The organism is Halobacillus andaensis, assembly GCF_014636475.1.
Classification (GTDB): Bacteria; Bacillota; Bacilli; order Bacillales; family Halobacillaceae; genus Halobacillus_A; species Halobacillus_A andaensis.
Genome location: NZ_BMEL01000001.1, coordinates 651,144 through 663,989 on the forward strand (window position 1 = coordinate 651,144; position 12,846 = coordinate 663,989).

The 12,846-nt window shown below is 40.7% G+C and carries 9 protein-coding genes; all 9 read right to left on the bottom strand.

Annotation, left to right across the window (positions count from 1 at the left end; genetic code table 11):
* Positions 1-48: 48 nt before the first annotated feature.
* Positions 49-4,341 carry a PolC-type DNA polymerase III gene (locus tag IEV27_RS03395; RefSeq protein WP_188376040.1) on the bottom strand — a complete coding sequence of 1,431 codons (4,293 nt, stop codon included), beginning with the start codon at positions 4,339-4,341 and terminating at the stop codon, positions 49-51.
* A 118-nt stretch (positions 4,342-4,459) separates the two neighbouring features.
* Positions 4,460-6,166 (bottom strand): proline--tRNA ligase, encoded by a 1,707-nt coding sequence (locus IEV27_RS03400; protein WP_188376041.1) that lies wholly within the window; start codon positions 6,164-6,166, stop codon positions 4,460-4,462.
* An 88-nt stretch (positions 6,167-6,254) separates the two neighbouring features.
* Positions 6,255-7,511 carry an RIP metalloprotease RseP gene (gene rseP, locus IEV27_RS03405; RefSeq protein ID WP_188376042.1) on the bottom strand — a complete coding sequence of 419 codons (1,257 nt, stop codon included), beginning with the start codon at positions 7,509-7,511 and terminating at the stop codon, positions 6,255-6,257.
* A 16-nt stretch (positions 7,512-7,527) separates the two neighbouring features.
* Positions 7,528-8,673: a 1-deoxy-D-xylulose-5-phosphate reductoisomerase gene (gene dxr / locus IEV27_RS03410; protein WP_188376043.1), complete on the bottom strand. Its 1,146-nt coding sequence runs from the start codon at positions 8,671-8,673 to the stop codon at positions 7,528-7,530.
* A gap of 40 nt (positions 8,674-8,713) precedes the next feature.
* Positions 8,714-9,505, bottom strand: coding sequence for a phosphatidate cytidylyltransferase (locus tag IEV27_RS03415; RefSeq protein WP_188376044.1), 792 nt, complete (start codon positions 9,503-9,505; stop codon positions 8,714-8,716).
* A 14-nt stretch (positions 9,506-9,519) separates the two neighbouring features.
* Positions 9,520-10,287 (bottom strand): undecaprenyl pyrophosphate synthase, encoded by a 768-nt coding sequence (uppS, locus tag IEV27_RS03420; protein WP_188376045.1) that lies wholly within the window; start codon positions 10,285-10,287, stop codon positions 9,520-9,522.
* Between the two features lie 248 nt (positions 10,288-10,535).
* Positions 10,536-11,093, bottom strand: a complete 558-nt coding sequence (frr, locus tag IEV27_RS03425; protein WP_188376046.1) for a ribosome recycling factor — start codon at positions 11,091-11,093, stop codon at positions 10,536-10,538.
* Between the two features lie 2 nt (positions 11,094-11,095).
* On the bottom strand, positions 11,096-11,818 hold the full coding sequence (pyrH, locus tag IEV27_RS03430; protein ID WP_188376047.1) for a UMP kinase: 723 nt from the start codon (positions 11,816-11,818) through the stop codon (positions 11,096-11,098).
* A 113-nt stretch (positions 11,819-11,931) separates the two neighbouring features.
* Positions 11,932-12,816, bottom strand: a complete 885-nt coding sequence (gene tsf, locus IEV27_RS03435; protein ID WP_188376048.1) for a translation elongation factor Ts — start codon at positions 12,814-12,816, stop codon at positions 11,932-11,934.
* Between the last annotated feature and the right edge of the window lie 30 nt (positions 12,817-12,846).

Below are 12,846 nucleotides of genomic sequence, written 5' to 3' on the forward strand. Positions count from 1 at the left end.
TGTCACCATAAAAAATATACCACAGTTTCCGTTATAATGCAATACGACCTAAAACAGAGAAAGCTGGTTCTCTTCTGGCATCCCTTCCAAGCACCCTTGAGAGTCTAAATATTCAAGTACTGTCTTAGAAATACGGCTTCTCTCACGAAGGTCCTGCTTAGAAAGAAACTCTCCTTCTTTCCTGGCATTCACGATGTTGATGGCGGCATTTGTACCTAATCCATCTACAGCATTGAACGGAGGAACTAAGTGATTGCCATCAACTAAAAAGTCAGTCGCACTAGATTCATAAAGGTCCACAGGTTTAAATCCATAGCCTCGTTCACACATTTCTAACGAGATTTCAAGCACGGTCATTAAGTTTTTCTCTTTAGGTGTAGCATCTAAGCCTTTTGCCTGAATCTCTTCTAACCGCTTGCGGATCGCATCGGATCCTTTAATCATCGTTTCAAGCTCAAAGTCGCTGGCTCGAACAGTAAAATAAGCAGCATAGAAATAAATTGGATAATGAACTTTAAAGTATGCAATTCGCACGGCCATAAGAACGTATGCGGCGGCGTGAGCTTTCGGGAACATGTACTTGATTTTCTTACAAGAATCAATGTACCAATCAGGCACTCCATGTTTCTTCATTTCTTCGATCCACTCGTCTTGAAGGCCTCTACCTTTTCTCACAAATTCCATAATTTTAAATGCGAGTGAAGGATCTAACCCTTTATGCATAAGGTAAACCATAATATCATCTCGGCATCCAATCACTTCAGGCAATGTACAAATACCGTCATTGATCAACTGCTCTGCGTTACCCAGCCATACGTCCGTTCCATGGGACAGACCGGAAATAATAACGAGTTCGGCAAACGTTTTAGGTTTTGTATCTTCAAGCATTTGACGAACGAAGCGTGTACCAAACTCTGGAACTCCAAGTGTTCCTGTTTTACACATGATTTGATCAGCTGTTACTCCTAAAGCTTCTGGCCCGCTGAATATTTTCATCACTTCTGCATCGTCAACTGGAATTTCCTTTTGATCAATTCCGCTTAGGTCTTGCAGCATCCGAATCACAGTGGGATCATCGTGTCCAAGTATATCAAGTTTCAGCAGGTTATCATGAATGGAGTGGAAATCAAAGTGTGTCGTTTTCCATTCGGATTTCGTATCATCTGCCGGGAACTGGATAGGTGAAAAATCAAAGATATCCATATCATCAGGAACAACGATAATACCACCAGGGTGCTGCCCTGTTGTTCGTTTGACACCTGTACATCCCTGAACAAGTCGATCAATTTCAGCGTTTTTGTATTGCAGTTGATGATCGCCTGCATACCCTTTGACATAGCCGTATGCCGTTTTCTCGGCAATTGTACCTATCGTTCCTGCACGGTACACGTTTTCTTCTCCGAACAATACCTTTGTATAGTTATGGGCTTGAGGTTGATATTCTCCAGAGAAGTTCAAGTCAATATCGGGAACTTTATCTCCTTTGAAACCGAGGAAGGTTTCAAATGGAATATCTTGTCCATCCTTTTTATAAGCGGTTCCGCATTCAGGACAGTCTTTCTCAGGTAAGTCAAAACCGCTTCCCACAGAACCATCTGTAAAAAACTCATGATGACGACAGTTAGGACATACATAATGCGGCGGGAGCGGGTTAACTTCCGTGATGTCTGTCATAGTGGCTACAAATGAAGAACCTACTGAACCACGAGAACCAACCAGATAGCCATCTTCCAATGATTTTGTTACGAGCTTTTGGGAGATGAGGTAGATAACAGCAAATCCATGCCCAATGATACTATCCAGTTCTTTCTCTAATCGTTTCTCTACTAGTTCAGGAAGTTCGTCCCCATATAAGCTCTTCGCTTTATTGTAGGACATTTCTCTAATTTCCTGGTCTGCCCCTTCAATGTTAGGCGTATAAAGATCATCTTTAACGGGTGTAATGACATCAATTTGATCATTAATCACATGAGTATTAGAGACGACAATCTCTTTTGCTTTCTCTTCACCTAAAAACGAAAATTCATCTATCATTTCTTTGGTTGTTTTAAAATGAACGTCCGGCAACGTTTGTCGATTTAAAGGATTTCCGTTCTGTGAAGAAATGAGTATTTGTCTGTACTGCTTATCATGAGGCTCCAAATAATGAACATTACCAGTAGCTACAACTGTTTTGTTTAAACGCTCGCCTATCGTTACTATTTTTCTTAAAATATCATAAATTTGAGCTTCATTTTGAACCAAATCTTTTTCTAGCAAGTGATAATAGTTACCTGCAGGCTGAACTTCAATAAAATCATAAAACTCTGCTACTTTCTCTGCTTCTTCTTCAGACTTCTGCATCGTTGCTTCAAAGACTTCACCTTTATCACAGCCTGACCCTATAAGAATTCCTTCCCTAAGCTTCGATAACCGAGACCGAGGAATTCGCGGGACGCGATAAAAGTAATTCACGTGAGATTCAGAAACGAGCCGGTAAATATTCTTTAAACCCGTTGTATTTGCAGCTAACAATGTGACGTGTGACGGGCGGGAACGTTGATAAGCTTTTCCTTCACCCATGTAATCATTTAAATTTTTATGGTTGCTGATCCCTCTTTCGAGCGCTTTTTTTACAAGCTTCCATAGTAAATAACCAGTCGCTTCCGCGTCATAGATCGCTCTGTGGTGCTGAGTGAGCTCTATATCGAAATGTTTACAAAGCGTATTTAAACGGTGGTTTTTTAATTCTGGAACTAGAAATCTAGCCAGTTCTAACGTGTCAATCACAGGGTTTACTGCTTTACCTAAATCGATACGCTGGAACCCGGCATTTAAGAATCCCATATCAAAGCTTGCATTATGAGCTACTAGGATATCGTTATCCATCCACTGGTGAAAGTCTTTCAACACATCTTCAATTTCGGGAGCATCTTTTACATGATCATCTGTAATCCCCGTTAGATCTGTTGTCGTTTGGGATAGAGGCTGGTGCGGGTTAGCAAATGATTCAAAACGATCAATAATTTCACCGTCTTTAATTTTAACAGCGGCCAGCTCAATGATTTTATCGTAAACAGCAGATAGACCAGTAGTTTCCACGTCAAATACCACATACACATCACTTGCTAAATCGCGATCCTGCTCCTCATAAGCGATAGGAACTCCGTCATCCACCAAATTCGCTTCCATTCCGTAGATAATCTTAACCCCGTTTTTCTCACCGGCCGCATGGGCTTCAGGATAAGCCTGGGCTACCGCATGATCCGTAATGGCAATCGCTTCATGTCCCCAATTCCCTGCGTGGGAAATTAAACGTGATGCAGATACCGGGGCATCCATTTGGCTCATCGTTGTATGAGCATGAAGTTCGATTCTTTTCTGACCTTCAGGCGCTTCGTCTTTTCTTAATTCAGGTTTTACTTCATTAATATCGTTTGCCATCATCGTTAATTCACTCGTGAAGTTATCTGTTTGAATACTTCCGCGTGCTTTAATCCACATGCCTTCTTTGACTTGCTTAAAGAGTTCGGGGTGATCGTCGCCGCGAGAAAACATCTTAATGGAAAATGAATCCGTATAGTCAGTTGCTTTTAGAAGAAGTAAGTGACGGCCAGAACGCAGTTCCTTAATTTCAACATCAAATATATAGCCTTGGACCGTTTTACGGCGTTCTTCCTCAAGAAGTGTTTCCATCGGCTCAGCATCTTCTTGAATCTTATAACCAATTTCAAGGGGGCCTTTCGGTTTCTGATCTTCTTTCTCTTTTGCTCGTTCCTCTTGATCTTTTACAGCTTTTTGAACAAGCAATTTATCTTCCTTTTGTCGTTCTTCTTGAAATTTCTTCAGCTCTTCCTGTTCTTCTTTCACCCGCGTGTTAAGCATTAAAGCCGGAAGCCCGGATTGTACACAAAAGCTTTGTAACGGCGTTTCCAGCTTCTTCTTAACCGCATGACTTTCTGCTAAGTTCCTGCAAGTTAACATAATCTTATTCCCGTTCACTTCTGGAACTTGTTCTAACAGTAAGTCTTTATAGCCAGGAGACAAATCAGTTAATGATTGAATGAAGTTTTGCCAATACTCGCAAACATCTTCCGTCGTCATTGTGTTCTCAGTTGCTTCAATTGTCCAGTCAATAGAAGCGAGTGAATGAAACGTGCTTTGGAGTTTACTTGTAAAAAGTTGATAGACAGAAGGCGGCAATGGTTTCTGTAAACGAAATAAAAAATGCCACTTTTTTTCAGATTTATAGACCGTAAGTTTTTCAAGCTTACTATTTTCAAAGTGCGGTTGCATTAAATCATGAGGAAATTGGATTTGTTCCAGCAAATAGTGCATCTTGTCTTGATTACTCACATCCAATGTTGTTCCTTCCTCTCCGGATTCAGTGATCCTTATAGTAAAATTCATTAAGGAATTTTCATTCCCGTACAAATATACCCTTGCTCGTTCACATAAGCAAGGGTATTTAATATCCTATTTATTCTTTAGAAAACCATTGACGAACAAAATCAATAACAGCCGTTTGCTCAAGTTCATCCTGCTTGCCGGATTGACGCTCTTTTACTTCGACAATCCCTTCGCCTGCTCGTTTTCCAACTGTAATACGCAATGGGATACCGAAAAGATCGCTGTCCGCAAACTTTACCCCTGCTCTTTCTTTACGATCATCGTATAAAACTTCGATCCCGGTTGATTGCAGCTGCTCATATAATTCATCAGCCAATTCTTTTTGTTCTTCCTTTTTAGGATTTAATGACAGCACATGCACTTGATAAGGCGCAATGTGGGAAGGCCAAGTAATTCCACGTTCATCATGATATTGTTCCACGATAGCGGCTAATGTACGAGACACCCCGATACCATAAGATCCCATCACCATTGTTTGAGACTTACCTTGATCATCTAAATAAGTAGCGTTCATATTTTCTGCATAGAACGTACCTAATTTAAATACGTGCCCTACCTCGATTCCGCGTGCAAATTTAATGTTGCCTTGTCCATCTGGCGAAGGATCTCCTTCTTCAATAAAACGTAAATCCGTATAGGCTTTAACTTTAAAATCACGACCGGGATTAACATTAACATAATGATACCCTTCTTCATTTGCTCCACACGTCACGTTTGCCAGCTTTTCAACAGCATAATCTGCTACCACTTCTACGTCTTCTGGAACATTAACAGGTCCGAGTGAGCCAAATCCAGTCCCCAATAATTGACGAGTGTCTTCTTCTGAGGCTAATTCTACAATATCAGCATCATAGAAGTTTTTAAGTTTGATATCATTTACTTCGTGATCACCGCGTGTCACAACCATAACAAATTGTTCGTCTACCTTAAACATAATAGATTTTAATCCTTCAGCCAGTCCATGCCCCAGGTAGTCTGCAACTTCCTGCATCGTTCGTTGATCTGGAGTTGCCGTTTTTTCTAGTTCTTTTTCCGTTTCATCAGATGATTCATAAGTCATCACTACTGGTGCCATCTCAATATTCGCTGCGTAATCAGAAGTATCTGAATAGGCGATTACATCTTCACCAACCTCAGAAAGAACCATAAATTCATGGGTGTCTTTACCTCCCATTTGACCAGAGTCTGCAATGACTGCACGGAAGTCTAACCCGCATCTAGAGAATACATTTGAATAGGCACGAAACATTTGATCGTAGCTTTCGTCTAAGCTTTCAAACGATTCGTTAAATGAATAAGCATCCTTCATAAGAAATTCTCTTCCACGAAGAAGTCCAAATCGCGGACGCTTTTCATCTCTAAACTTATTTTGAATTTGATAAACCATCAGAGGTAAACGCTTATAGCTTTTAATTGAATCACGTACAAGGCTTGTAATCACTTCTTCATGCGTAGCTCCTAAGGCAAATTCACGTTCGTGACGATCATGCAGCCTCATGAGTTCAGATCCATACGTATTCCATCTGCCGCTTTCTTTCCAAAGCTCTGCCGGCTGCAAAGCAGACATCATTAGTTCATGAGCTCCAGCCTTATCCATCTCTTCACGTACGATGTCTTCTACTTTTCTTAGAACACGTCTGCCAAGAGGTAAAAAGCTGTATACACCTGACGCAATTTGTCTTATGTATCCTGCTCTAACAAGCAATTGATGACTTTTTATTTCAGCATCTGCAGGGTTTTCTTTTAAGGTTGGTATTAACATTTGGCTTTGTTTCATTTTGTCCACCTCAGTTTTTTTATAGAAATAAAAAAGAAGCTAGAAGCAAGTTGAGAGCTGTCTTCTCCCATTGCTCCCAGCCCTTAATTTAAAGGAATAACCTTTGAATATCGTTCCATGTTACCACTAGCATTAATAACATCAGTAGTGCAAATCCAATAAAATGAACGATTCCTTCTTTTTGTGGATCAATCGGCTTTCCACGAACACCTTCTAATCCTACAAACAGTAAGCGTCCACCGTCTAATGCTGGTAATGGGAGCAAGTTAATAATCCCTAAGTTTACGCTCAATATCGCTGTCCACATCACAAAGTTCGTTAAACCGGTTTGAACAACTTGGTCAGTGGCATCATATATACCTACCGGTCCCGAGAGCATATCCAGAGAGAACTGCCCCGTTACAAGCATGCCTAGATTTGTCAGTATAAGCGTTCCCCACTCATAGGTTTGAGTAAATCCAAAGGTAAGCTTTTTAGCAAATGAATCTTCAAATGCCCGAGCTACGCCAACTTGACCAATCTCTACATCGCCTTCTTCGAGCTTGTTCGGCGTCACTGCAATTTCATCTGTTTGTCCATTTCTCGCTACCGTAAGCGATACTTCTTCTTCAGGGTGTTCTCTCACAATTGAAGTAAACTCTTCCCATGTATTTACACTTTCGTTATTAACTGCAACTACCTCATCGCCTGATTGCAATCCAGCTTGTTCTGCAGGTGAATTTTGTTGTACTTCTCCGATTAAGGCTTTTTCAGCAGGAACCCCTTGAATAAAACCTAAGATCATGAAAAGGATAATCGCCAGCACAAAATTCATCAGTGGACCGGCAAACAGCTGCATCGCTCGCTGTGGAACCGATTTGGAAGCAAATTGCCGATTATATGGGGCAATTTGTGTTTCTTTCTCATCCACTACAAACATTGCTTTAGGGTCTACTTCGAAGAATAGCTTTTCTTCTTCGTCAATTTCGTAACCTTCAATGACAAGTCGATGATCCAAATCGGCTTTCTCCACTTCAATGACCCGAGCATGCGGATGCTTGGACTTATTATTTACTATGATTTTGCTAACTTTTCCTGTCTCATTAAATTCTAAACCAATATGGTGTCCAGCTTTTAATTCAATAATTTCAGGATCTTCCCCGGCTACTCTTACATAACCGCCAATTGGAAGCAAACGAATGGTATAAAGCGTTTCGTTTCTCGTAAAAGCAAAGATTTTCGGCCCAAAACCGATTGCAAATTCTCTAGCAAGCATCCCTGCCCTTTTGGCAAAAATGAGATGCCCCCACTCATGCACAAACACGAGTAAGCCGAACATGAGTATAAACGCAATCACTGTAGTCAAATGAAGCACCTTCCTTTTATTTTAAATGGCTACGTACTCTTTCCCTAGTAGTCTTGTCTATAGATAGTATGGTTGATAAGTCAGGGGTATGAATAACTTGGTGGTTCGTCAGTTCTTGTTCAATGAGCTGCTCAATTTCCAGAAATGAAATGTCATTATTTAAAAACAGTCGGACGGCTTCTTCATTTGCCGCATTTAAAACTGTCGTCATCGAACCACCTGTACGCCCTGCTTCGTATGCCATTCGTAAACAAGGAAACCTCTCCATGTCCATTTTTTCAAAATGTAATGTGGCTATTTCCTCTAGGTCGAGTTGTTTCGTCATCGGCAAGTCTAAACGATCCGGGTAAGTGAGTGCGTATTGAATAGGTACTTTCATATCTGGCGTACCAAGTTGGGCCATCACACTGCGATCAACAAATTCTACCATCGAATGAATGACACTTTCTCTATGAAGAATAACATGGATTTTATCATAAGGCACATTAAACAGCCAGTGGGCTTCAATAACTTCTAATCCTTTGTTCATCATAGAAGCGGAATCAATCGTAATTTTAGCACCCATACTCCAGTTGGGATGGTTTAAAGCATCTTTAACTGTAACCCCGGCTAATTCCTCGCGCTTTTTATCTCGAAAACTTCCACCTGAAGCCGTAATGATTAATTTATAAATGTCTTTGGCGTTTTCTCCGTTTAAAGCCTGATAGATCGCGGAATGCTCACTGTCCACTGGCAGTAACTCTACGCCATGCTTATGAGCAGCTTCCATGACTAAATGGCCTGCAGTTACAAGAGTTTCCTTGTTTGCAATCGCAATGGATTTTTTTGCCTCAATTGCTTTAAGAGTTGCGGGGAGACCAATACTGCCCATTACGGCGTTGACTACTACATCAACAGAATCGGCAACACTTGCCTCAATTAAACCTCCACTTCCACTTAAAATCGTAGAGTGGTCAATTTCGCGTTCTAGTTTTTGTTTAGTATCCTCATCTTGAACGACTACAATCGCCGGGTTAAACTCTTGAATGAGTGGTACAGCTTCTTTTGTATTTCTGCCAAAAGCCATCGCGTGTAAAGAAAATTCTTCTTTGTGTGCTCTTAGTACATCGAGCGTCTGCAGCCCGATGGAGCCTGTTGCTCCTAATAATGCAATTTGCTTCATCCTCATTCCCCCAGATTACAACTTCTTTCTACACTTCTCGTCAGCTGGCGATAAATCCTATTAAGTGCAAAATCGGCAGCATGAAAATTAAGCTGTCAAATCGGTCGAGCACTCCCCCGTGACCAGGTAAAATCTTACCGGAATCCTTAACCGCGTAATGGCGTTTAAACGCTGATTCTACTAAGTCTCCTACTTGACCAGCCACCGAGATTAGCACCGTAACGAGTAATACGACAATCATTGAAGAATGCACAGGTTCGACAAGCTGAAAAATAAAAGCTACGACGCACGCTAGTAGAATCCCGCCTACAGAACCTTCAATTGTTTTCTTTGGACTAATTTGAGGCCATAACTTCCTTTTGCCGAAGGCACGTCCAAATAAATAAGCTCCTGTATCTGTAGCCCAGACGACAAACAAAGCATAAAAAATATACTCTAAGTCAGCGGCTCTCGTTTCGATTAAATAATAAAAACCCATTCCAACGTAAAAAGCGGAGATAATTAGAAATCCAGCATCATCAAATGTAAAACGGTTTTTGACAAGTACTGTATAGCTTAGCAGTGCCAAAACAGCTAGTAAGGTGATTTCTGCTTTCGTAATCGGGAGGTTGTACCCTCCAAACATATCTTCCTTATACATAAGAGACCACATGAGCAATAACGTGATCCCAGAGGCAATTGAATATCTGGCGATCTTCTTCATTCTCATTAACTCAAAAATAGCAATACTTGCAATTAAATAGACAAACAGCTGAAACGGCAGACCACCTAAAATGACTATGGGTAGAAAAATGAGTACTGCAACGACTGCTGTAATAGTTCTTTGTTTCATTATACATTCACACCTTATATTCCGCCGTAACGACGCTTCCTATTTTGATAATCATACAGAGCCTTTTCAAAATGGCTTTCATCAAAGTCAGGCCAAAATACTTCTGTGAACCAAAACTCTGAGTATGCAAGCTGCCACAGTAAGAAGTTGCTCAGTCTTTGCTCTCCGCTGGTTCTAATCAGCAAATCTGGTTCTAACAATTTGGATGTATACAAGTGAGAGGTAAACATCTCCTCGGTTACATCCGAGGCCGAAATGACACCTTTTTCCACGTTTTCCGCAATTTCTTTAACAGCATGTACCATCTCGTAGCGACTGCCGTAATTTAATGCGAAGTTTAAAATGAGTCCATCATTGTCAGAGGTTTTCTCAATGGCATCCTTTATTGCTTTTTGCGTATGAGCAGGCAGGAGGCTTACATCCCCTATCGTTTGTACTTGAACGTTTCTATCGATTAATTCAGGTAAGTATGTACCTAGAAAATCAACAGGAAGCTTCATTAAAAAGTCCACTTCGTTTTTTGGCCGTTTCCAATTCTCTGTAGAAAACGCATATAATGTTAAGATTTGTACACCAAGATCAGAGGCATGACGTACAATCTTCTTTACGACTCCCATTCCTTCTTTATGACCGGCTATTCGAGGCATACCTCTATTTTTTGCCCATCGACCATTTCCATCCATTATGATCGCTACATGTTTTGGAATATGATCATAATCTAAACCAAGGGTTCTATTTATCGTTTCTTTTTTATTTTTTGAAAATGGAAACTTGATTGGCATGAATAATCCTCCAGTTCGGTGGCTCCATTATATTATTATATACTATTATCCTACAACATGCTCCCGTTCTCTTAAAGAGGATTTAAGAAAAGCGCAAAGGATTCTATGAAGACAAAAGATAAAGCATTACTATTGCATGGCAAAACAAAAGCCGCACTGCCATCCAGCAACAGTGCGGCTTTATAAACTTACGAAATGTTACGCAGTAGAAGGATGATAGAGCAGGTACACAGCCAAAGTGATTGAACTTAAACTTCCATCATTTCTGCTTCTTTAGCTTTTGCTAATTTATCGATTTCAGCGATATTTTGGTCTGTTACTTTCTGAACATCATCTTGCGATGCACGAAGATCATCTTCCGTTAGATCTCCGTCTTTTTGAAGTTTTTTCAGTTGATCATTCGCATCACGGCGGATGTTACGAACTTGAACTTTAGCTTCTTCAGAATATTTGCCTACAACTTTTACTAAGTCTTTACGACGCTCTTCCGTTAGTGCCGGAATATTAATTCTTACGACATTTCCGTCACTTGAAGGTGCTAAACCGAGGTCAGCCTTTTGAATCGCTTTTTCAATTTCAGAAATCGCTGTTTTGTCAAAAGGAGTAATCACAAGTAAGCGTGGTTCTGGTGCTGATACTTGAGCCAATTGGTTTAGAGGCGTAGCTGCGCCATAATAATCGACGTATACGCTATCTAGTAAAGATGGGTTAGCTCTTCCTGCCCTTACAGTAGCTAATTGTCTAGAAAATGCCTGAACGGCTTGCTCCATTTGTTGTTTCGTTTCGTTAATTACAGAGTCTGACATGATTATTTCCCCCTTACGATCGTTCCAATATTTTCGCCCATTACGGCTTTCTTAATGTTACCTTCTTCTGTAATAGAGAATACCAGTAAATCGATGTCGTTGTCCATACATAATGAAGATGCTGTTGAATCCATAACCCCAAGACCTTCATTTAGGACTTCTAAATAAGATACTTTATCGTACTTTTTCGCATCTTCATTTATTTTAGGGTCGTCTGAATAAACGCCGTCTACATTATTTTTTGCCATTAAGATAACGTCCGCTTCAATTTCAGCCGCTCTTAAAGCAGCTGTCGTGTCTGTAGAGAAGTAAGGGTTACCTGTACCGGCAGCAAAGATCACGACACGTTTCTTTTCTAAATGGCGGATCGCTTTTCTTCTAATATACGGTTCAGCCACCTGTCTCATTTCAATAGAAGTCTGTACTCTTGTAGGTATGCCGATATTCTCCAAGCTATCTTGCAACGCTAGAGAGTTCATAACCGTTGCAAGCATTCCCATATAATCAGCATTGGCACGATCCATCCCCATCTCACTGCCGACTTTACCGCGCCAAATATTGCCGCCGCCGACAACGACTGCCACTTCTACACCTAATTCAGCTACTTCCTTCACTTGTTTAGTGATCGACTTGATAACACGAGGCTCAATTCCGAACCCATTTTCCCCGCTAAGAGCTTCTCCACTCAGTTTTAATACAATACGTCGATAGCGCGCTGTAGTCATAGAAACCTCCATTTATTCCTGTTTAATCGTTTTGCTACGTTTATGTGTATATGTAGCTGTTTGGAACATTTTTTAAAATAGGGAACACACCGTGTCCCCTATTGGTAAATCTATTATTTTTTAACTTGGCTCATTACTTCATCAGCAAAGTTTTCTTCACGTTTCTGCATGCCTTCTCCTACTTCAAAGCGTACAAACCCATTAATTTCCCCACCAGCAGCTGCAACATATTTCTTCACTTTTTGGTCAGGATCTTTAACAAAGTCTTGTTCTAGCAAGCAAATTTCTTGGAAGAATTTGTTCAAACGTCCTTCTACCATTTTTTCTACGATGTTTTCAGGCTTTCCTTCGTTTAGAGCCTGTGTCTTAAGCGTTTCACGCTCAGCATTTACTTCTTCTTCAGGAATCTCATCACGAGATACATAACGAGGGTTAACTGCTGCTACGTGCATAGCCACGTCTTTCGCTGCAGCTTCGTCAGTAGATCCTTCAAGAACTGTCAGTACACCAATACGTCCACCCATGTGAGTGTAAGCACCGAATGCATCGTTATCTGTTTTCTCTTTAATGACAAAACGACGAAGAGAAATCTTCTCACCAATTTTTGCAACAATGTCCGTGATGTAATCGTTAAGCTTGTTTCCTTCTCCGTGAAGGTTTTGTTCTAGAGCTTCTTCTACTGTAGCTGGTTTTTGTTCTACAAGGTGTTTACCTAATTCTTTAAGAAGTGTTTGGAACTGGTCGTTCTTCGTAACGAAGTCTGTTTCACAGTTTACTTCTAGCAATGCAGCTGTATTACCTTCTACAGTGATATGCGCAGCACCTTCAGCAGCGATACGGTCAGCTTTCTTCTGCGCTTTTGAAATACCTTTTTCGCGTAACCATTCAAGTGCTTTATCCATATCTCCATCGGTTTCAGTTAGTGCTTTTTTGCAGTCCATCATACCTGCGCCTGTTTTTTCACGAAGTTCTTTTACCATTTTAGCGTTAATAGCCATTGTTATAGCCTCCTTAAATATTCTTGCTTT